18 protein-coding genes are annotated in these 21,522 nt (G+C 62.0%); 6 read left to right on the top strand and 12 right to left on the bottom strand.

From position 1 onward, the window contains the following. Nucleotides 1-6: 6 nt before the first annotated feature. From MJQ68_RS08860 to MJQ68_RS08850, 3 genes are all read right to left on the bottom strand, one after another. Nucleotides 7-1,383, bottom strand: a complete 1,377-nt coding sequence (locus MJQ68_RS08860; RefSeq protein WP_238750687.1) for an MBL fold metallo-hydrolase — start codon at nucleotides 1,381-1,383, stop codon at nucleotides 7-9. A gap of 76 nt (nucleotides 1,384-1,459) precedes the next feature. Next, the gene (locus tag MJQ68_RS08855) at nucleotides 1,460-2,989 is read right to left on the bottom strand and encodes a sulfatase family protein (RefSeq protein ID WP_238750686.1); all 1,530 of its coding nucleotides are present in this window, start codon (nucleotides 2,987-2,989) and stop codon (nucleotides 1,460-1,462) included. Nucleotides 2,990-3,058: 69 nt separating this feature from the next. Next, nucleotides 3,059-4,051, bottom strand: coding sequence for an AAA family ATPase (locus MJQ68_RS08850; RefSeq protein WP_238750685.1), 993 nt, complete (start codon nucleotides 4,049-4,051; stop codon nucleotides 3,059-3,061). A 111-nt stretch (nucleotides 4,052-4,162) separates the two neighbouring features. Here MJQ68_RS08850 and thiL point away from each other — a divergent pair, with 111 nt between their 5' ends. Continuing rightward, nucleotides 4,163-5,191, top strand: coding sequence for a thiamine-phosphate kinase (gene thiL, locus MJQ68_RS08845; protein ID WP_238750684.1), 1,029 nt, complete (start codon nucleotides 4,163-4,165; stop codon nucleotides 5,189-5,191). 16 nt (nucleotides 5,192-5,207) lie between these two features. On the opposite strand, the gene MJQ68_RS08840 is transcribed toward thiL, so the two are convergent. From MJQ68_RS08840 to MJQ68_RS08830, 3 genes are all read right to left on the bottom strand, one after another. Beyond that, entirely contained in the window at nucleotides 5,208-5,309 is a 102-nt protein-coding gene (locus MJQ68_RS08840) for a YceI family protein (protein ID WP_238750683.1), read from the bottom strand. After that, nucleotides 5,306-5,743 (bottom strand): YceI family protein, encoded by a 438-nt coding sequence (locus tag MJQ68_RS08835; protein WP_238750682.1) that lies wholly within the window; start codon nucleotides 5,741-5,743, stop codon nucleotides 5,306-5,308. The genes MJQ68_RS08840 and MJQ68_RS08835 overlap by 4 nt, the downstream gene beginning before the upstream one ends. Before the next feature lie 69 nt (nucleotides 5,744-5,812). Then, the gene (locus MJQ68_RS08830) at nucleotides 5,813-7,081 is read right to left on the bottom strand and encodes an adenylosuccinate synthase (RefSeq protein WP_238750681.1); all 1,269 of its coding nucleotides are present in this window, start codon (nucleotides 7,079-7,081) and stop codon (nucleotides 5,813-5,815) included. Nucleotides 7,082-7,211: 130 nt separating this feature from the next. Between MJQ68_RS08830 and MJQ68_RS08825 the strand changes: the two genes are divergently transcribed. Continuing rightward, on the top strand, nucleotides 7,212-8,003 hold the full coding sequence (locus MJQ68_RS08825) for a DUF1206 domain-containing protein (RefSeq protein WP_238750680.1): 792 nt from the start codon (nucleotides 7,212-7,214) through the stop codon (nucleotides 8,001-8,003). On the opposite strand, the gene MJQ68_RS08820 is transcribed toward MJQ68_RS08825, so the two are convergent. The 3 genes from MJQ68_RS08820 to infB all read right to left on the bottom strand — a co-directional run bounded on the left by MJQ68_RS08820 (nucleotide 8,000) and on the right by infB (nucleotide 12,159). Beyond that, a complete protein-coding gene (locus MJQ68_RS08820) occupies nucleotides 8,000-8,545 on the bottom strand; it encodes a GNAT family N-acetyltransferase (RefSeq protein ID WP_238750679.1) in 546 nt (181 codons plus the stop codon). The two genes, MJQ68_RS08825 and MJQ68_RS08820, sit on opposite strands and share 4 nt — an antisense overlap. A gap of 3 nt (nucleotides 8,546-8,548) precedes the next feature. After that, nucleotides 8,549-9,229: an SOS response-associated peptidase gene (locus MJQ68_RS08815; RefSeq protein ID WP_238750678.1), complete on the bottom strand. Its 681-nt coding sequence runs from the start codon at nucleotides 9,227-9,229 to the stop codon at nucleotides 8,549-8,551. Between the two features lie 83 nt (nucleotides 9,230-9,312). Further along, on the bottom strand, nucleotides 9,313-12,159 hold the full coding sequence (infB, locus tag MJQ68_RS08810; protein ID WP_238750677.1) for a translation initiation factor IF-2: 2,847 nt from the start codon (nucleotides 12,157-12,159) through the stop codon (nucleotides 9,313-9,315). Nucleotides 12,160-12,523: 364 nt separating this feature from the next. Here infB and MJQ68_RS08805 point away from each other — a divergent pair, with 364 nt between their 5' ends. The 3 genes from MJQ68_RS08805 to MJQ68_RS08795 all read left to right on the top strand — a co-directional run bounded on the left by MJQ68_RS08805 (nucleotide 12,524) and on the right by MJQ68_RS08795 (nucleotide 19,634). Continuing rightward, the gene (locus tag MJQ68_RS08805; protein WP_238750676.1) at nucleotides 12,524-15,496 is read left to right on the top strand and encodes an amidohydrolase family protein; all 2,973 of its coding nucleotides are present in this window, start codon (nucleotides 12,524-12,526) and stop codon (nucleotides 15,494-15,496) included. 45 nt (nucleotides 15,497-15,541) lie between these two features. Beyond that, entirely contained in the window at nucleotides 15,542-16,834 is a 1,293-nt protein-coding gene (locus MJQ68_RS08800) for an amidohydrolase family protein (RefSeq protein WP_238750675.1), read from the top strand. A gap of 172 nt (nucleotides 16,835-17,006) precedes the next feature. Beyond that, entirely contained in the window at nucleotides 17,007-19,634 is a 2,628-nt protein-coding gene (locus MJQ68_RS08795; protein ID WP_238750674.1) for a DUF5686 and carboxypeptidase regulatory-like domain-containing protein, read from the top strand. Here MJQ68_RS08795 and hisH read toward each other — a convergent pair. Both hisH and MJQ68_RS08785 read right to left on the bottom strand, forming a co-directional pair. Further along, a complete protein-coding gene (gene hisH / locus MJQ68_RS08790) occupies nucleotides 19,631-20,221 on the bottom strand; it encodes an imidazole glycerol phosphate synthase subunit HisH (RefSeq protein WP_238750673.1) in 591 nt (196 codons plus the stop codon). The two genes, MJQ68_RS08795 and hisH, sit on opposite strands and share 4 nt — an antisense overlap. A 36-nt stretch (nucleotides 20,222-20,257) precedes the next feature. Continuing rightward, nucleotides 20,258-20,635, bottom strand: a complete 378-nt coding sequence (locus MJQ68_RS08785) for a hypothetical protein (protein WP_238750672.1) — start codon at nucleotides 20,633-20,635, stop codon at nucleotides 20,258-20,260. 143 nt (nucleotides 20,636-20,778) lie between these two features. Between MJQ68_RS08785 and MJQ68_RS08780 the strand changes: the two genes are divergently transcribed. Continuing rightward, entirely contained in the window at nucleotides 20,779-21,045 is a 267-nt protein-coding gene (locus MJQ68_RS08780) for a DoxX family protein (protein WP_238750671.1), read from the top strand. Here MJQ68_RS08780 and MJQ68_RS08775 read toward each other — a convergent pair. Then, on the bottom strand, nucleotides 21,040-21,417 hold the full coding sequence (locus MJQ68_RS08775) for a DoxX family protein (protein WP_238750670.1): 378 nt from the start codon (nucleotides 21,415-21,417) through the stop codon (nucleotides 21,040-21,042). The two genes, MJQ68_RS08780 and MJQ68_RS08775, sit on opposite strands and share 6 nt — an antisense overlap. Nucleotides 21,418-21,522: the final 105 nt, after the last annotated feature.

Genomic DNA, 21,522 nt, shown 5'->3' with positions numbered 1-21,522 from the left:
AGCCGGCTAGACGTCCACGGACTCGGTCGCCAAAATATCGGCCACCTTATCCTGTACATTGATCACCCGGTCGAAGCCCCGCGACTTCAGGATACTGCTGGCAATGGTGGAGCGGTAGCCACTGCCACAGTGCACGTAGTATTCCGTACCGGTATCGAGCTGCTTCATGGCGGCGGAGAAGTCGGCCAGGGGGAGGTTCAGCGAACGACGCAGGTGCCCCCCGGCAAACTCGCTGTCCTTGCGCACGTCGATGATGTGGGCATCCGCGGCGGGACGAAAGTTTGCCGCCCGTATTGTATCGATGGTATCTAGCTCACCCCCGTAGTCGCGCCAGGCTGCGATGCCACCATCAAGGTATCCCAGGGCGTTGTCGTAGCCGACGCGGCTTAGCCGTTCTACCGTCTCGGCTTCCCGACCGGGATCGGTCACCAGTAGAATAGGCTGCTGCAGGTCCGGAATCAGCTCGCCCACCCAGGGAGCAAAACTGCCGTCGATGCCGATAAATATGCTGTTGGGGATGAAGCCGCGCACGAAATCTTCCTTCGCCCGTACGTCCAGCACCAGCGCGGCCTCCCGGTTAGCGACTTCCTCGAACTGTTTGGGAGTGAGTGCTACGGCCCCCCGGTCCATGACCGTATCGAAGGACTCGTAGCCGGCCTTGTTCATGCGCACATTCTCGCTGAAGTAGGCCGGTGGGGGGAGCAGGCCCTCGGTGACCTCCCGAATAAACTCCTCGCGCGTCATATCCGCCCGCAGGGCGTAGTTCGTCGCTTTCTGATTACCGAGGGTATCGGTGGTTTCGCGGCTCATCTTCTTGCCGCAGGCCGAGCCGGCTCCGTGGGCGGGATAGACGATCACGTCGTCGGGCAGTACCATGATCCTGCGCCGCAGGCTGTCGTACAGCAGGCCGGCCAGGTCTTCCTTGGTCAGGGCACCCTTTTGCTGAGCCAGGTCCGGGCGGCCTACATCCCCGATGAAGAGCGTGTCGCCGCTAAAGATCGCCTTTGGAGTACCCTGCTCGTCGAGCAACAAATAGGTGGTACTCTCCAGGGTATGGCCGGGGGTGTGCAGGGCGCGGATGGTCACGTCGCCGAGCGAGAATTCCTCCCCGTCCGTAGCCTCGTACTTTTCGTAGTCCGTCTTTGCTCCGGGACCGTAGACGATCTGTGCACCGGTCTCCCGGGCCAGGTCGAGGTGGCCGCTCACGAAGTCAGCGTGGAAGTGGGTCTCGAAGATGTACTTCACCGTATCGCCGGCCTCGCGGGCACGCTGTAGGTAGGGTGCCGGACTCCGCAGGGGATCGATGACGGCGGCTTCCCCGGCGGACTCAATGTAGTACGCCCCCTGGGCCAGGCATCCGGTATAAATCTGCTCGATGGTCATACTGCTACTATTACATGATGGATCGTTCATATGAAGGTCTGAGGAGGGAAAATGGTTGGCCTTCTACCGGCGCAGCCTACTCACGGCATGCGCGTAGCGTAAAGTGGGTGTGGTCGGTGCTCGCAGCGTAGCGGTACGCCGCGATATAAGCGTCCCGATCGAAGGTGCGCCTTCCATAATCGGGTGTATACCGCACCCGGTCCCAAAACAGCGTGCGTGGCTCCGCGGCACGTGGATCGCCCGTCCGCTCCATCCACCGATCTACGCTGGCCGCTAGCTGCCGGCGGGCGGATGCGTAGGTCGCTGACTGTACAACATTAGTGACCTGCTCCGGGTCGCGCCGCAGGTCGTACAGCTCCTCTCCAGGGCGCTTGCCGAAAGCTAGCCGGTAATAGTCGGTGGTATCACCCGCTGGCCGGTCGCCGGCCAGCATGAGCATTTTCGTGATCGAATTATCTACATCGCCGTAGGCCCCTACACTGCGTACGGCTTCGGGATCGCCGGCCGGCCACCGCTCCGGAAAGTAATTACGGATGTAGAGGAAGCTGTCCGTGCGCACCGCCCGCATGGCGTAGCTGCCCGAGTCGGCCCGTACCTGGGCGTGGCGCTCCCGCTCGAGGAATACCCGCTCACTACCCACCGCAGCGGGGTCCGTCAACTGGTCGAGCAGGCCGGGTAGTTCCATTTCCCCGGGCACCTGCGTCCCCGCCGCCTGGAGAAACGTGGCGGCCAGCGCGGCCAGGTTGACGTAGGAATCACGCACCGTACCCGCCGGAATGCGGGCCGGCCAGTGGGTTACGAAGGGCATACGGGTGCCGGCGTCGTAGAGGTTCGCCTTGGCGCGGGGGAAGGGCATCCCGTTGTCACTGGTAACGATAATGAGGGTATTGTCGAGCTCGCCCCGGGCCCGCAGCAGGTCCACGATCTCCCCCACGTGCCGGTCGAAGCGCTCCACTTCGGCGTAGTAGTCGAGCAGGTCGTTGCGTACGCAGGGCAGGTCGGGAAAGAATGCCGGTACGCGCACGGAGTCTGCCTCCATCCCACTCCAGGCACCCAGGTTGGTGAGGTACTCGCGGTGCGGGTCCTGGCTGCCGAACCAATAGCAGAAGGGCTGGCCATCCGTCCGCTCCGCCAGCAGCTCGGTAAAGTCGGTGTACCGTTTTCCCGCCGGGTTGTGGGGCCAGCCGGTGCGCTGCCAGTCACCGGGGCCCCAGCCCTTCTGATCGTGCCCGACCAAGTAGCCGGCCTGCTCCAGTTGCGTGGTATAGGTCACTGCGTCGGCCGGAAATTCCGACCAGAGGTTACCGGCCTCGCCGTTCTGGTGGGGGTACCGTCCGGTCAGGATACTGGCCCGCGATGGGCTACAGCTCGGGCTGGCCGTATAGGCGTTGGTGAACAACATCCCACCCGCAGCCAGCCGGTCGAAGTTGGGGGTCTGTACTACCGGATCGCCGTACGCGCCGGCGTGGGGGTAGGACCAGTCGTCGGCCAGAAAGAGGATGATGTTGGGGACTGCCGCGCTTGCGTGCTGACTTGCCGGTGGACGCTGCTGGAGTCCGACGTACATCAGGAAGGGAAGTAGGAGGAGCAGTAGCGCGTACTTCATGCTCCTAAGTTACGCGCTACCGGTCGGCCGACGAAGCAAGCTGCGCGAGCGTCGGTGGACGACTTACCCCTACGGTACCTCCACCACGTTCAGCACCCGGCTGATGATGTCTTCCTGCTTGATGTTCTCGGCTTCGGCCTCGTAGGTGAGCCCGATGCGGTGCCGCAGCACGTCTTCGCAGACCGAGCGCACGTCTTCGGGCGTCACGTAGCCGCGTCGTTCGATAAAGGCCTGCGCCTTAGCGGCCAGGGCCAGGTTGATGCTGGCGCGGGGGCTGCCGCCGTAGTTGATGAGCGGCTTGAGGTCGCCCAGGCGGTAGGCCTCCGGCTCGCGGGTGGCGAAGACGATGTCGATGATGTAGCGCTCGATCTTGTCGTCCATGTAGATCTTGCGGACCGACTCGCGGGCGCGCATGATATCCGCCGTAGTGGCTACCGGATTGATCGTAGCGAAGCCCGCCCCGAGGTTGCGCTGGATGATCAGGCGCTCGTCTTCGCGGGTGGGGTAGCCGATATTGACCTTGAGCATGAAGCGGTCGGTCTGCGCCTCGGGCAGGGTGTAGGTACCCTCCTGATCGATGGGGTTCTGGGTGGCCAGTACCAGGAAGGGCTCCTCCAGTTTGAAGGTCTCGGTGCCGATCGTCACCTGCCGTTCCTGCATGGCTTCCAGCAGGGCGGACTGCACCTTAGCCGGCGCGCGGTTGATCTCGTCGGCCAGTACGAAGTTGGCAAACACCGGTCCCTTGCGTACGCTGAAGTCGTTCAGCGTCGGGTTGTAGATCATCGTGCCCACGATATCGGCCGGCAGCAGATCGGGCGTAAACTGGATGCGGCTGAACTCGGCGCTGATCGTCTGGCTCAGCGTCTTGATGGCCAGCGTTTTGGCCAGTCCGGGCAGGCCCTCCAGCAGGATGTGGCCGCGGCTCAGCAGGCCCAGCAGCAGGCGGTCGATCATATTTTCCTGACCCACGATCACCTTGGCGGTTTCCTGGCGGATACGCTGCACGACTTCGCTGTCTACGCGGATCTGTTGGTTGAGGGCTTCGATATCTACACTGGCCATTCGGGGGGGAGGTGTTACGTTGGGGCGGGCTCGCAGGTGCAAGGTAAGCAGCCGGACCGCGAAGGCCAACCCAATCCCACCTTAGCGGTTCTCCACTAGCAACTCCCCACTATGCAGCGTACTGACGTAAATACCCTAGGCGAATTCGGACTCATCGATCACCTCACGCAGGGCTTCACCAACCGGCAGCCGACCACGGTGCTCGGGGTAGGCGATGACGCGGCCATCATCGACGCCGGCGCCGAGCAGATCGTAGTGAGCACCGATATGCTGGTCGAGGGCATCCACTTCGACTTTGCCTATACGCCCCTGAAGCACCTGGGCTATAAGGCCGTCACCGTTAACCTGTCCGACATCGCGGCCATGAATGCCCGGCCCGAGCAGATCACCTTCAGCATCGCCCTGAGCAACCGCTTCTCCGTCGAGGCCCTGGACGAGCTCTACGCCGGCGTGCAGGCCGCCTGCAAGCAATATGGTGTGGACCTGGTCGGCGGCGACACCACCAGCTCCACCAAGGGACTGATCATCAGCGTCACGGCCATCGGGCGGGCACCGGCGGGGCGCATCACGCGGCGCAGCGGGGCCAAGGTGGGCGACCTGATCTGCATCACCGGCAACCTGGGCAGTGCCTACCTCGGCCTGCAGTTGCTGGAGCGCGAAAAGGCGGTCTTCAAGGATAATCCGGATATGCAGCCCGAAATGGGCGAATACGCCGCCTACCTGCTGCAGCGGCAGCTCCGCCCGGAGGCGCGCACCGATATGGTCGACCTGTTCGCCAAGGAAGGTATCGTACCCACCTCCATGATCGACATCAGCGACGGACTGGCCAGTGAGCTGTTCCACATCTGCAAGGCCAGCGGCGTAGGTGCCGTGATCGAGGAGAGCGGCGTACCGATCCACAACGATGCCCAACTGCAGGCCCTGGAGTTCAACCTGGACCCCATCACTACCGCACTTTCCGGCGGCGAAGACTACGAGCTGCTGTTCACCATTGACCCAAAGGACACGGAGAAGATCCGCTTCCTGCCGGATCTCTACATCTCCGGCGAGATCGTAGCCCGGGAGGACGGTATCAAGCTGCACACCAAGGGTGGTAACATCCACCCCATCCAGGCGCAGGGCTGGAAGCATTTCGAGTAGGGTCGCTGGCGAACGCTCATTTCCGGACTGGCACCGACAACTGTACGTCAAACTCCTCCCCCACGGTAAAGGCCAGCCAGGGCCCCTCGATGCCGAACGCCTCGCGGTTGATCGTCATACGCCCCGTGAACACCCCCCCTCGGCGGTTTCCGTAAGGGTGAACGGTAGCCGTACGGTCTTGCGCACGCCGTGCAGGGTCAGCTCCCCCTCGGCCACGTAGCCCGCCGCGTCGCGCATGAAATCAGTAGCTACAAAGCTGATGTACGGATACCGCTCCACGTCGAACCATTTTTCTCCACGGGCGTGGCGATCCTTCGTCGTGTTTCCGGTAGCGATGGTGGCCGACTCTAGCCGTACGTCCATTCGGGCGCTCGCCAGGTCATTCGGGTCGAAAACGATCGTGCCGCTCAGCCCCCTGAAGGTGCCCTCCGCCCCGCTGCCGTCGAAGCGAATGGAGTAGTCCTCCGTAATCGTGTAGTTGGCAGCCTGGTATAGCCCGAAGCCGGTGAGGAGTACAAACAAGGGGAGTAATAGGAGTGTACCTCGGTGCATGGAGACCTGTGGTTGGTTGGATATGTAACGCTACGGACCACTGCTTTGCTTAAGGGGTATCGTCTCGTGCTAGCGCACTACCAGTTCCTCCCGGTCCGGCCCGGTACTCACCATCGTTACCGGTGTGTCCAGCTTATCTTCCAGGTACTTCACGTAGTCCATACAGGCCTGCGGTAGTTCACGTTCTTTCTTTACGCCCGTCAGATCGCTATGCCAGCCGGTCAGGTCGGTGTACACGGCTTCGTAGTTCTCGTGCACCAGATCAAAGGGGAGCTCGCGGGAGGCATCACCATCAACCAGATAGCTGTCAGCGGCCCGGATGGTCTCGAATTTATTGAGCACGTCGACCTTCGTGACGACCAGCTGGGTCACGCCACTGAGCATGATGGTGTAGCGCAGTTGCACCAGATCGATCCAGCCGCAGCGGCGGGGCCGACCTGTGGTAGCGCCGAACTCCGCGCCTTCCTTGCGCAGAAATTCACCGGTTCCGTCCGTCAGTTCGGTAGGGAAGGGGCCGCCGCCCACGCGGGTGCAGTAAGCCTTGGTGATGCCGATGACCTCGCCGATCTGCTGGGGGGCTACCCCGAGTCCGGTGCAGACGCCCGCCGTGATGGTGTTGGACGAAGTCACGTAGGGGTAGGTGCCGAAGTCGATGTCTAGCATACTGCCCTGGGCGCCCTCGGCCAGTACCTTCTTACCCTGTTTTAACGCGTCGTTGATGTAGTACTCCCCATCTACGAAGGGCAGAGCGCGTAGTCGTTCCACGGCGGTGAACCAGGCCTTTTCCTCCTTGGCCAGATCAAACTCGATGTAGGGGTACAGCCCCACCAGCTGCAGGTGCTTTTCCTTCAGGCGGTCGTAGCGCTCCTGGAAGTCCGGAGCGGCCAGGTTGCCCACCCGCAGGCCGTTGCGGCCGGTCTTGTCCATATAGGTAGGTCCGATGCCCTTGAGGGTGGAGCCGATCTTGCGCTCCCCCTTGGCGTGTTCGCGTGCAGCATCGAGCAGGCGGTGAGTGGGCAGGATGATGTGGGCCTTGCGGGCTACGAAGAGCCGGTCCTGGTAGTCGATCCCGGCGGCGTCGAGCTCGTCGAGTTCCTTGCTTAGCGTGATGGGGTCGATGACCACGCCGTTGCCGATCAGGTTGAGCTGCTGCTGGCGGAAGATGCCGGAGGGGACGGTGTGGAGTACGAATTTCTTGCCGTCGAAGATGAGGGTATGCCCGGCATTGGGGCCGCCCTGAAAGCGGGCGATGATATCGTACTGCGGGGCCAGTACATCTACGATCTTTCCCTTGCCTTCATCGCCCCACTGGAGCCCTAAGAGTACATCAACGGCCATAGTCCATTCACTTTGCGGCGAAGGTAGGTCAATTTCACGGTGTGGCTGTCCGTGTACCCTTTGCACCCGCGTACGCGCCCGCTTCCGAACAATAGGTGTGTGTACGACCATATACCACAAAGCACGCACCATGGCACTGAGTAAGTCTACCGAGAATAAACTGTTTATCACTGGCTATACGGCCAAGGGCATCGTCTATAGCCTCATCGGCATATTCGCCATTGCGGGAGTGGTCGGGGGCGCGAGCGGCTCCAATAGCGGACCGAAGGCCGTGATCAAGTGGATCGGTACCAACCCCTTCGGCCAGGTGCTGCTCTTCCTGATCGGACTGGGCCTGCTGGCCTACTGTAGCTGGCGCTGGTATACGGCGGTGCAGGACAAAAAGAACGAGGGAAAGGATAAGGAGGGCATCGTGAAGCGCATCGCCTACGCGGTGAGCGGCACGGCCTACGGCGTGCTGAGCGCGCAGGCCTTCAAACTGGCCTTCGGAGGTGGCGGCGGTGGCGGCCAGGACAAGCAGGACATCATCGCGCAATTGCTCAGTAAAAGTTGGGGACCCTACGTAGTGGGTGCGATCGCGCTGATCATGGCCGGCGTGGCCATATTTCAGCTCTACCGCGCGGTAAAGGATAAGCACATGGACAGGATCGAGGGGCAGCAACTCAGCGAAGACCAGCGGGAGGTGTTCCAGCGTACCGGCGAGGTGGGCCTCACGGCGCGCTTCATCGTATATGGTGTTATTTCTTTCTCCCTGTTCAAGGCGGCGACCATGGACGACGCCAGCCAGTTTCGGGGCATCGGGGAGGCCCTGTCGTTCATCGAAGACCAGAGCTACGGCGCAGCCCTGCTGGTCATCGTAGGACTAGGCCTGCTGGCCTACGGCATCTTCATGTTCGTGCGCGCCCGCTACGAGCGGGTCTAGAGCGGACGCTCCATGCGCCAGTCCTCCATGAGGTAGCCTTCCCCGATGTCGGTATCGAACCGGCCGATCTTGGCAAACCCCAGGTAGCTATAGAAGTCTACCGCGCTGTTCTGGTAGTTGACATCCAGGCGGAGATGCTGCTGGCCGGCCCTGCGGGCGGCCCGGGCGACGTGGTCGATCAGCAAACGGCCGAAGCCCTGCCCCTGCGCACCCGGTAGCAGGTACAGCTTATGGATCTTGGTGATACCGGGAGCGTAGTCCAGCTCATGACTCACGTAGCCTACCGGACGGTAGCGCATGCCGGTCTGTCCGCTGTAGTCGTCGGTCGTACGGTCCGCATCCAGCAGCAGATCGAATACGTGTCCCTGCGCGAGTTGTGCGGTGAGTGCGGCGGGGCGGTACATGCGGTCGAGCATATAGGCGATCTGATCGGTAGAAAGAATACCCTTAAAGGTCTCGGGCCAGGTCAGGCGGGCGATCCGCTCGATGGCGGGCAGATCGGCCGGGGTAGCGCGTACGATGCGGGGAGCAGCACCTACCATGGTCTAAGCTGCTTCAGCGGCCTGGTGGAGTTCCGGACCGTTGTTGCGCACATTGCCCACCTTAGCCGATACAGCGTAGGTTCTGAGCGTACCGTCGGCCGGAGTCTGTAGTAGGGAAAGAATGTCCGGCAGCGCGGCGTCAGGGTTCAGCCACCGGCTCTGTCGCTCTTCATCCAGCAGCAGCATGGGCATGCGGTCGTGGATCGGGGCCATCTCCGCGTTCGGCGCACCGGTTATGACGGAGTAGGTGAAGACCGGCTCACTACCGTCCTTGGGGTTCCACTGCTCCCAGATGCCGGCCATGACTAAGAGGCGATCGTCGGCGGGTAAGATGCGGAAGGGTTGCTTGCCGCCGTCCCTGCGCTGCCACTCGTAAAAGCTGTCACCGATGACCAGGCAGCGGCGTTCGCGAATGGGCTTGCGGAAGCTCGGTTTATCCTCGATCCCTTCGCTGCGGGCGTTGATCATGCGGGCACCCACCTTGAGGTCCTTGGCCCAGAAGGGCACCAGACCCCAGCGGAAGGCCGACAGTCGGTCGGGCGCGGCATCCGTGATGACCAGGCCGTTCTGGGTGGGGGCCATGTTGTAGTTGGTCGGCAGGCCGGTCGGAGGAGTAGTGAGCTCCTTAGAGAACTGCTTCCTCAGCTTGGCTTCATCGATGACTACACTGTAGCGTCCGCACATGGGGTCAAGGGGTTAAGGGATGAGGGAGTAAGGGGGTTAAGGCTTTTAGTGCTTCTCCGTAACCCCTTCACTCCCTAACTCCTTTAGTTACTCTGCATCTTCTGCTTGATCTCGACGATCTCGTAGCCTTCGATCACGTCACCTTCTTTGATGTCGTTGAAGTTCTTGATGTTGAGACCACACTCCATGCCATTGCGTACTTCCTTGACGTCGTCCTTGAAGCGCTTGAGGCTGGCGAGCTCGCCGACCTGACCTTCCTTGAGGGGGAAGGCTACGATGCCGTCGCGGATCACGCGGATGAGGGTATTGCGGGTGATCTTGCCTTCTTCGACAAAACAACCGGCGATGGTACCCACCTTCGAGATCTTGAATACTTCGCGGACGGAGACCTGACAGGTCGTCTTCTCTTCCCGCGTCGGTTCCAGCATGCCTTCGATGGCGCTGCTGATCTCGTCGATGGCTTCGTAGATGATCGAGTAGGTGTTGATCTCGACACCTTCGCGCTCGGCCAGCTTACGGGCCGAAGAGCTCGGACGTACCTGGAAGCCGACGATGATGGCATCCGAGGCCGTAGCCAGCAGGATGTCGGAGTCGATGATCTGGCCGACGGCCTTGTGGATCACGTTTACCTGTACGGTCTCCTGCGAGAGCTTGATGAGCGAGTCAGAGAGGGCTTCTACCGATCCGTCCACATCGCCCTTCACGATCAGGTTGAGCTCCTTAAAGGTACCCAGTGCGAGGCGGCGCCCGATCTCGTCGAGCGAGACGCGCTTGGCGGCGCGGTTGGCCTGTTCGCGGCTGATCTGTGCGCGGCGGCTGGCGAGCTGACGGGCTTCCTGCTCGCTGGGCATCACCTTCATGATCTCACCGGCCTGGGGGGCACCGTCGAGTCCGAGCAGCAGCACCGGCGTACCGGGGCCTACTTCCTTGACCCGCTTATTGCGTTCGTTGAACATGGCGCGGACGCGGCCACTGGCCTCTCCCGCTACCAGGATGTCCTGCACGCGCAGCGTACCGTGCTGCACCAGAATCTTGGTGACGTAGCCACGGCCCTTCTCCAGCGAAGCTTCCAGTACGGTAGCTACGGCGGCGCGGTCGGGGTTGGCTTTGAGCTCGAGCATTTCGGCTTCGAGCAGCACTTTTTCGAGTAGTTCATCGATACCGGTACCGGCCAGCGCGCTGATCTCCTGCGACTGGTACTTACCGCCCCACTCCTCGACCTGATAGCCCATGCTGGCCAGTTCGGTCTTGATGCGGTCGGGGTTGGAGCCCGGGCGGTCGATCTTATTGATGGCGAAGATCATCGGTACACCGGCGGCTTCGGCATGACTGATTGCCTCCTTGGTCTGGGGCATCACGTTGTCGTCCGCGGCAATGATGATGATGGCGATGTCGGTGACCTTGGCACCCCGTGCACGCATGGCCGTAAAGGCCTCGTGACCCGGTGTATCCAGGAAGGTAATTTCCTTGCCGTTGGCCAGGGTCACTTCGTAGGCACCGATGTGCTGGGTGATGCCGCCGGCCTCTCCACCGATGACGTTGGTGTCGCGGATGCGGTCGAGCAGCGAGGTCTTACCGTGATCGACGTGGCCCATGACGGTCACGATCGGCGGGCGGGACTGCAGGTCTTCCGGAGCGTCGAAGAATTCTTCCTCGTCCTCCTCGGTCTCGTCTACGCTGATGAATTCTACCTCGTGGTCGAATTCTTCGGCGACCAGCTCGATGATCTCGGCGTCCAGGCGCTGGTTGATCGATACGATCACGCCGGCGTTCATACAGGCCGTGATGACCTCGCCGATACCGACGTCCATCATATTGGCCAGTTCCTGTGCCGTGACGAACTCCGTGAGCTGTAGCTTGTCGGTGGTCTGCTCGTCGAGCATCGCTTCCTGCTTTTCGCGGATGCGATCGCGGTTGTCCCGGCGCTGGCGCTGGCGTTTTTTCTTGCCACCGCCCTGCAGACGGGCCATAGTGGCCTTGATCTTGTCTTCGATATCCTTGGCGGATACCTCCTTGGGCTCGTCGTTGCGCCCGCCGGTGCGGCCGCGGTCGTTGCGTCCGCCACCGCTGCGGCTACCGCCGGTCTGAGGTGGTCCGGTGGTGATCTTTTTGCGCTTGCGCTTCTTGCGGCTATCGTCGGTCGTGCTGGCACCCCGTTTTTCGGGCTTCTTGATCTCGATCTTACCGAGCACCTTGAGTCCGCGGAGCTTAGGCTCGGCGGTGACGTGCATATCGGGCTTGTCGGTCGTAGCCTTTACCTCGGTAGTCGGAGGCTCCGCTGCGGCCTTCGCCGTGGCGGGCTCGGCGCTTGGCTTGGCGGACTGCGGGGCGGGCGCCTTGGGGGCAGCCGGCTCGGTCGGCGCGCGCTGTGCGGCGGGCTTCGGTGCGGGCGCTGGCTTCTTGGCGGCGGATTTTGCGGGCCGGCGCCTGGTGGCGTCCAGATCGATCTTACCCATCACCTTCAGGCCGGGTACGTCGCGGGTGGGCGGGGTGTCCGCTTCCTTTTCGGGCGCAGGCGCGGCAGGCGCTGCTGCGGGTTCCGTCTTAGCCGGGGTGGGTGTGGCGTCAGCCGGCGGGGTAGCCTTAGCTACCGGCTGAGCCGGGCGCTGCACGGGTGGCGGGGCCGGTACTCCGGTGGGGCGTGCCGGTGGGGGCGGGGCCGGGGTGGCACTGCGCACGACGGGGGGTGGGGGCGGTGGCGGCGGCGGTACGGGCGCCGCGGTGGGCCGGGTACCGAACTCCATCTTACTGGCCTTCTGCTTGTCGGAGATCGCCTTGGCGAATTCCTGGCGCAGGGCAGATTCCATCTCGCCGTTGACGGGCGCAGTGGGTTTGTTCTCAATGTCGAAGCCTCGTCCGCTCAGGTACTCGACCAGGGTCGAGGTGGCCACGTTCAATTCCTTCGCAACTTTGATTAGTCGTTTACTCATTCGATCTCTTAAGCACGCCATTACTTCACCGCGGGGTGCTGCCGCGGGGCCATTTAGAACTACCCTAAAGAGCCGGTTTTCCTCCTTCCGACCAGGTCGGATCAGCACGTCACGCTGGAGGACCACTTCCGGAACGCTATCCGAATGCGACGCAAAGATAAGCTATTTCAAAGGACACGCCGGCAGGTTACAGGCTTTGTTCCGTGTGTCGGTAAACGCCCTAGCCGTAGTATTGGTTGATAGACCTCCAAAGTCTGCCCCTTCGTCGCCCTTTCCCGCCCCGCCCCGCCCGGTCCAGTCTAATAAAATGCCGTAGTTTCCGGCCCTACCGTAACTACTGTCGGGCCCGCTCGACCCCCCCGTAATGATTCTACGTTTCCCCCTCCTTCTCGTACTCGCCCTGTGTATGGGCCAGCTCGTAGCCCAGACCACCTTCCCCTACAACGGCGTATTCGACCAGCGTAGTGGGCACTACGCCCTCACGGGGGCCACGGTGCACATCAGTCCGGAGCGAGTACTGGACAACGCCACGCTGGTCATCCGCAACGGCAAAGTAGTCTCCGTACAAGCCTCCGGGGCGCTGCCGCAGGGTGCGGTGGAAGTAGCGCTAACGGGCAAGCACATCTACCCCAGCTTTATCGAAGCCTACGGCACCTACGGGATGCCCGCCGTGGAGACCAGTCGCGGAAGCTGGAACTCCCCGCCCCAACTCGAATCGGAAACGGAGGGAGCCTACGCCTGGAACCAGGCCCTGCGCCCCGAGACGGACGCCGCCGCCCTGTTCACGGTAAATGAAAAGACCGCCAAGGCCCTGCGGGAAGCCGGCTTCGGTACCGTATCCACTCACCATTCAGACGGTATAAGCCGGGGCTCCGCCGCCGTGGTCACCCTGGCCGAAGACCGGGAGAACGAGGTGCTGCTCGAGCGCCGCGTGGCCCACCATCTATCCTTCGACAAGGGATCCTCCCAGCAGAATTACCCCAACTCCCGCATGGGTGCCATGGCCCTGCTGCGGCAGACCTACCTCGATGCCGACTGGTACGGCAAGCAGCGCCGCGACGAGACCAACCTGAGCCTGGACGCCTGGGCCGAGCTGCAGGAGCTCCCCCAGGTATTCGCCGTAGACGACTGGCAGGATGCCCTGCGCGCTGATCAGCTGGGCGATGAATTCGGCAAGCAGTACGTCATCAAGGGGGGCGGCGACGAGTACCAGCGCCTGGATGCCCTGAAGACCACCGGAGCCACCTTCATCCTCCCCCTCACCTTCCCCAAGACCTACGATGTCAGCGATCCCTACGCCGCCGACCTGATCTCCATCGCCCAACTCCGTCACTGGGAGCGCGCACCGGGCAACGTGGCCGCCGTAGCCGAAGCCGGCATCCCCTTCGTACTTACTGCCGACGGACTCGAAAAGCCCACCGACCTCCACGACGCCATGCGCAAGGCCGTCAAAGCCGGTGCAGACAGCAAGCTGGTCTTCGCCGCCCTCACTACCGGTCCGGCCGAGCTGCTCGGTATCGGCGATCGGGTAGGCACCCTGGAGGATGGTATGCTGGCTAACTTCATCGTCACTGACAAGGACCCCTTCGTAGAAAAAGCTACCATCTACCAGAACTGGGTGCAGGGTCACCCCTTCGAGCTCAAGCCCATTAAGAACGTGGAGCTAGCCAGTGGCTACACCATTGAGGTGGGGGATCAGACGTTCACCGCCGAGGTGAGCGGTGAGCCCGGCAGCCAGAAGATGAAGGTCACCACGGCCTCGGATACTACGGCCCGCGACGTGTCCTTTACCGAGAGCGGCGGCGTAGTCACCTTCCAGTTTCGCCCGGGGGAGGACGGAGGCTACTACCGCATCAACGCTACCCGGGTCGGAGACGGCTACACCGGCACCGGGCGCGGTCCGGACGGCGAAGCCGTAAGCTTCACCGCTACTCCACGGCAGACCACGGCCACTACAACGAAAGATTCGGCAGACAAGAAAGAAGAGTCACCCACCGAATACCGGGGTAAACTCACCTACCCGAACATCGCCTACGGCCTCACCGAGCTGCCCGAGACCGCGCGAATCCTGTTCCGCAACGCCACCGTCTGGACCGGCGAGGACGGTATCCTGCCAGAAACCGACGTGCTCATCACCAACGGCAAGATCAGCCAGGTGGGTAAGGGACTGGCCGACCGAGGCGCCACCGTAGTAGACGCCACGGGCATGCACCTCACCGCCGGCATCATCGACGAGCACAGCCATATCGCGCTGCTGGACGTCAACGAGAGTAGCGCATCCAGCACTGCGGAGGTACGCATGCAGGATGTAGTCGACGCCGTAGACGAAAACATCTACCGCCAACTGGCCGGCGGAGTGACGACCAGCCAGCTGCTCCACGGCTCGGCCAATCCCATCGGTGGACAGTCGGCGCTGGTCAAGCTTCGCTGGGGCGCCACGGCGCAGGAGATGCTCTTCCAGGGCGCCGATCCCTTCATCAAGTTTGCGCTGGGGGAGAACGTCAAGCAGTCCAACTGGGGTGACCGCAACCGCGTCCGCTACCCCCAGACCCGCATGGGCGTGGAGCAGATCTTCGAGAACTACTTCAGCCGGGCCAAGGAATACGGCCGGGCCACGGCAGCCGGAGAGGATATCCGCCGCGACCTCGAGTTGGAAACCCTCCTCGAAATCCTCAACGGCGAGCGCTTCATCACCTGCCACAGTTACCAGCAGGGGGAGATCAATATGCTCATGGAGCTGGCCGAGCGGCACGACTTCCGCGTCAATACCTTCACCCACATCCTCGAAGGCTATAAGGTGGCCGACAAGATGGCCGAGCACGGAGCGGCGGGCTCTACCTTCTCCGACTGGTGGGCCTACAAGTTCGAGGTCAACGAGGCCATCCCCTATAACGGCGCACTCATGCACGAGCAGGGGGTGCTCACTGGCTTCAACTCCGATGACGCCGAGATGGCCCGCCGCCTTAATCAGGAAGCAGGTAAGGCCGTACTCTTCGGTGGCGTGAGCGAGGAGGAGGCCTGGAAATTCGTCACCCTCAACCCCGCCAAGATGCTCCACATCGATGACCGGGTGGGCAGCATCGCGGCCGGCAAGGACGCCGACCTAGTCCTCTGGAACGATAACCCACTGAGCATCTACGCCCGCGCCGAACGCACCTACGTGGACGGCAAGGAGTACTTCAACCGGGAAGACAACGAAGCCCGTCGTGCGGAACTCGCCGCCGAACGCAACGCCCTGATCCAGGCCAGTCTGGACGATAAGAACAGCGGCGGCGATACCCAGAAACCCAACGGTAAGGCACGCCGCCTGCTGCACTGCGACTCCGTCAGCCACTAACACCAGTCCCTAACATCCGGCGTGCAACGCCTCGACCTATATACCATGTCACTTCGCTATTTACTTACCCCGCTGCTGCTCCTATTCTTTTGCACCTGCGTGCGCGCCCAGAACCCGACGCCGGCCCCGGTACAGGCTAGTCCGCTGGCCATCACGGGCGCTACGGTGCACGTGGGCGACGGCACGGTGATCGAAAACGCTACCCTGCTGATCAGCGACGGACGCATCGAGGCGGTCGGTAACGATCTGCCCCTGCCCGACGGCTACGACCGCGTGGATGCCAACGGCAAGGATATCTATCCCGGCCTGATCGCCCTCAACAGCCAGCTCGGCCTCACGGAGATCGGTGCGGTGCGCGCTACCAACGACCAGCGCGAAGTCGGCAGCTTCAACCCCAATGCCCGGGCGCTGATCGCCTTCAATACGGACTCGCAGGTCATCCCCACCGTGCGCAGCCGGGGCGTACTGCTGGCCCAGGCCAGTCCGGAAGGAACGCTGGTGGGCGGCCGCAGCGCCATCATGCAACTGGACGGCTGGAACTTCGAGGATGCCGCCGTGCGCGCTGACGACGGGGTGCACATCAACTGGCCCAACCGCAACTCCTACAACTGGCAGACGGGCGAGCTCAAGGCCAATGAAGACTACGCCGAGCAGGTCCGCGAGCTGGAATCCTTCCTGGAGCAAGCCGTCGGTTACTGTGGCCGCGCCGAGGGGGACGGCGGCAACCGCCTGCTCAAGCTGGAAGCCTTCTGTGAGGCGGTCAGCGGTACGGCGAATGCTTACCTGCACGCGGACGAGGCGCGCAACATCCAGTCGGGCGTACTGCTACTGAAGCGGATGGGCGCTAATCCCGTCATCGTGGGCGGGTACCAGGCGCACCTGGTGGCTGACTTCCTGAAGCGAGAGGATGTGCCCGTGATCCTGGGCAGTACCCAGGCGCTGCCGGCGGCGCAGGACGAGCCCATCGATCAGCCCTACCGCAACCCGGCCCTGCTGGCGGAGGCGGGGGTCGACTTCGCGATCAGCCACGAGGGCTACTGGCAGCAGCGCAACCTGCCCTTCGTGGCCGGACAGGCGGTGGCCTTCGGTCTGCCCTACGAAAAGGCCGTGGAGGCGGTGACCCTGGCGGCGGCGCGCATCGTGGGCATCGATGCGAATTATGGTAGCATTTCCACGGGAAAAAGCGCTACCTTTGTGATTGTCGATGGCGATTTGCTGGATATGCGCCACAGTATTGTGGAAAAAGCGTACATCGACGGTAGGGATATCGACCTGGATAACAAGCAGGCCGAACTCTACCGCAAGTTCAGTGAAAAATATAGCCGGCAGAGCCGGTAAGCATCTACCATTTTCCCAGCACGTTTAGGTTAGTGGCCCACTATGCTCCTCATGAGTTGGTGGGCCACGCCTCTTTTGGGGGGGATTGGTCCGCTATACCCCTACGTACTTCTAAAGGGGGCGGATGAGCCGCGGGCATGGCCTACATTCGTCGGGTAGCAATTCAGCAGCCATGATCCGTTTCTTCCTCCTTCTTTGTGTGTGCGTCACCGGCGCCAGCGCCACTGCTCAGGTACTGACCGGCCGCGTGACGGACGAGTCGACCGGAGAAGTACTCCCCTACGCCTCCATTTACGTGCAGCAGACGGGTACGGGAGCGACCACCAACATCGAGGGACGCTACGAACTGCCGCTACGGGCGGGGGATAATACGGTCATCTTTCAATTTCTCGGGTACCAGACGCAAGTCGTGCAGGTGAGCAGCCGCCGCGGCTCGCTCGATGTGCAGCTCCGTCCCGAGGCCCTGGACCTGCAGCAGGTCGAGGTGATCAGCGGAGACGAGGACCTGAGCTACAGCGTGATCCGCCGGGCGATTGCCAAGGCCGATTTTCACCGCAACCAGCTCAATAGCTACTCGGCCGACGTCTACCTGAAGGGCAAGGGCAAAGTGGACAAGATCCCCAAGCTGTTTCAGAAACTCGCGCCGAAGGAAGACCGGGAGGAGATCACCGAGATCATCGGCAAGAGCTTCACCAGCGAGACGACCAGCAAGATCACCTACACCCGGCCCAATACCTTTCGGGAAGAGATAATTAGCCGTTACGCCGTGGGCGAGGAAAACTTCTCGGTCAGTGGCTACGTGTTCTCCTCCTTCTACCAGCCCGAGGTGGCCGAGGTAGTGAGTCCGCTCTCGCCCCGCAGCTTTGCCTACTACAAATTCGCCCACGAGGGGGTGTTCGTGGATCAGGGCAAGCTGATCAACAAGATCCGGGTGATCCCCCGCAGCCCCGGCGAGGATGTGTTCGAAGGCTATGTGTACATCGTGCAGGACGACTGGTCGCTCCACAGCCTCGACCTGCGCACCTACCGGATGGGCTTCACCATCGACATCAAGATCAACTACAATGAGGTAGCCCCCCGGATCTGGCTGCCCACCACCACCGTGATCGAAGGCTTCGGGGGAATCATAGGTATAAAGATCAGCGCCAGCTACATCGCCTCGGCCAGCAACTACACCATCACGCTGAATCCTGACCTCGGCGGTTACGTAGAGGTGATCGACGAGAAGACCCAGCCGGAAGCCGCCGCGGCGACCCGCCGGGAGAACAGGGCGAGTGGCTACGAAAATACCCTGGAGGAGGGCGGCGAACTTACCCGTAAGGAGCTGCGCAAGCTGATGAAATCTTACGAAGCGGAGGAGCGCGAAGCCACCGGCGAGCCCGAGGTGGTCGGTAACTATACCTTCATCGACGACAGCGTACAGATGATCCGCGACTCCGCCGCCTGGGAGGCCATCCGGCCCATCCCCCTGACGGCAGAGGAGATCAGTGGTTACCGCTACCAGGACAGCGTAGCGCAGGTCGCACGACTCGACTCCATCGCCGAGGCCCGTGGGGAAGAGACCAGTAGCAGCAGCAAAAAGAAGAAGCGCAAACCGCTGCCCCGCTGGCTGCGCTTCGACGTAGATCCCGACTCGCAGTTCAACCCGGTGGAAGGCTATGCCGTGGGTACGCGGTTCACCAAATCGCTCCGGCGAGAAGTGCAGGAAGACACCAGCTCCTACCAGCAGAAATTCGGTGAGCTCAGTCTGCGCGCCCGCTACGGCTTCGCCTGGAAACGCGCCAGCTGGGAAGTAGGGTACAGCAACTGGACCAACGACCAGACTAAGGGCCGCTACTACCTGCGCGGGGGGCGCTACCTGCGGCAGTTCGACGACAGCCCGGCCATCGACCCTATCCTCAACAGCTTCACCAGCCTAATTTGGGGGGATAACTACATCCGCCTGTACGAGCGTGCCTACGCGACCGCAGGTTACCGCAAGCGCTTCAGCGACGCCTTCAAGCTCAGCGGCACCCTGACCTACGAAGACCGCCGCGCGGTCACCAACCAGACCAATCACCGCTGGGGTGGGCCGGACGAGTTCGCCTACGCCCCCAACGCCCCGGTGAACGCCGAGCGCGGCGTAGTCGACGACGTGCAGAACGCGGCCCTGGTGGAGATCCTGGCGGCCTACCGACCCGGACTCAAATACTACATCCGCAACGGCAAGAAGCGGGTCATCGACGGCTCCGCCCCCGTACTCGGGCTGGGGGTACAGGTGGGGCTGCCCTCCATCGGCAACAGCACGTCCGACTTCACGCGGATCGAGGGCAGCTACCGCCACCGCTTCGAGGCTGGCCGCAAGGGCGACGTGAACCTGCTGCTGCGCGCCGGTGCCTACCTGAGCAATACCTACGTCGACTTCCCTGACTTCAAGCACTTCGCGACTTCCGAGATCCTACTGACCCGCCTCGATCCCATCGGCAGCTACCGCCTATTACCCTATTATCTCAATAGTACGGGGGAGGAATACGGCGAGGCCTACATCCACTACCAGTTCCGCAAGCTACTGCTGACCAACATCCGCAAGCTGCACCTGATCGGGCTCAAGGAGGACCTGTTCGTCAATTACCTCTACACCCCCACCTCCGATCACTACACCGAGCTGGGCTACTCCCTGGACAACATCTTGCGGGTGTTCCGCCTGGAGTTCGTGACCAGCTTCCGCGACGGGGGCTACGAGGACTTCGGCGTCCGGCTGAGCTTCACTACCAGCTTCGGTAGCGAGGACAGTGAGGATACCGAGATCACGGACTTTTAGACCGCCAGAAAGTCGCGGATGATCCGCTCTCCCACCTGCGCCGACTTCTCGGGGTGGAATTGGGCGGCGTAGAAGTTATCGCGCTGCATCATGGCGGCAAAATCGGTGCCGCAGTAGGTGGTAGTGGCTACCGTATCCGGCCCCGCCTCCACGTAATAGCTGTGCACGTAGTAGCAGTAGCTACCGTCTACTTCGGGGCTGACCCAGTTGTGGTCTGGCCGCAGCTGCACGTCGTTCCAGCCCATGTGCGGCACCTTCTCCCCCGTCACCGGACGAAACTGCCGGACGCGCTCCGGGAACACGCCCAAACAGGGTACGTCGCCCTCCTCACTGTGGCTGCACAGCAGCTGCATCCCCACACATACGCCGAACACCGGCTGGGTGAGCGAGCGGATCACCTCACTCAGTCCCGTCTGGTTCAGGTGCGCCATGGTGGAGGCCGCCGCCCCAACACCGGGAAAAATTACCTTGTCCGCCGCACGAATTTTAGCGTGGTCGGCCGTAAGCTCGTGGGCCACCCCGATGCGTTCGAGGGCGTAGAGGACCGAGCGGATATTGCCGGCGTTGTAGTTGATGATGGCTACCATGGGGGGCAAAGGTAGGGCGGGGACGCGGGTGCGGGTTTACTTCCACCCCAACAAGGACGGCTTGCGGAGCAGCGTTCCTACATAGATCATCGCACCGATCGCAAGGGCCGGCAGTGGTACGTCGCCCAGGACGAGCTCTCCCACCAGGATGCCACCGACGTAGGAGCAGAAGAGGAAAAAACCGATGTTGCAGGTACGGGGTATCCAGTAGAGGACGACAACGGCTATCTCTACCAGACCGATGACGACCGCGTGATCGGCCAGGCCCAGCGTTTGCAGTAGGAGGTGAATATCGCCGGCCGGGAAGAATTTGGTGATGCCCGAAACAAGTACCCCCAGCGACGGCAGTAGGGAGAGTGTGTAGCCTAGCCAGCGCTGAGTACGACCGATGTTGTTTTCGTGTAGGGCAACCATTGTGATACTATTTTGATTAGAGCGGGGAAGCACAGGATAACTGAGCTCCTGAATCTTTCCCTATGGAGCTTCCAACCCTGGCCACTTTTTTCTCGGGGGTCTCTTTTATAGCGTTCGGCATCGCTTGCCATACCTCAGCCTACATGAAGCAGGAGTTCGTCCGCTATGGCTACGCCCGTCAGCGCCCCCTAGTCGGCTATCTCCAGGTACTGGGTGGCGTCGGACTGATCGCCGGCTATTATCTATCTCCTCCCCTGGCAACGGCCGCCGCCACTGGCCTGACCCTGATGATGGCCTACGGTTTCGGAGTGCGCCGGTACATTCGGGATACCCTGCTGCAGTCCATGCCCGCGCTGTTCTACGCCCTGCTCAACCTATACCTCGCAGTGCACTACGGTCAGCAACTATAGCGAAGCGCCGGGTACGAAGGCGATGACCAGGCAGAGCAGCAGAAATAGTGCCGCCGGGAAGGATTTGTACAGCGGGTCGCTGATCTTCAGGTGCATCAGTACCGAGCCGGCCAGCATGGCAGCCAGTCCGAGCGCGGCGTAGTACCGCAGGCCAGGTACCCAGATGGCTACGATCAGCCCTACCGCCAACACTACTTTAATGATACCGACAACGTAAACCGACCAGATCGGCAGTCCGTAGGCCTCGAACTCTTCAAATATGGTCGTTGCGTTCCCGCCCCGCCACTTGGTGTTCTTTTTAGGCTGTACGAGCCAGACGTTCAGTATGCTAAGTCCTACAATGAGCTGCAGGGCGATGATGAGGTAGTCCATACGGTTGATTACTGGCGGTAGTTGATTAGGCGATAGCCCGCCCTGGCCCAACGCATCGGGCTACAAACGGTTCTGCTTAGCGGTCAGCTGACTACAGCGCGCCGG

The sequence above is a fragment of the Neolewinella maritima genome (assembly GCF_923081025.1).
Taxonomy (GTDB): Bacteria; Bacteroidota; Bacteroidia; order Chitinophagales; family Saprospiraceae; genus Neolewinella; species Neolewinella maritima.
This window is presented reverse-complemented; position numbering and strand designations above follow the sequence as displayed.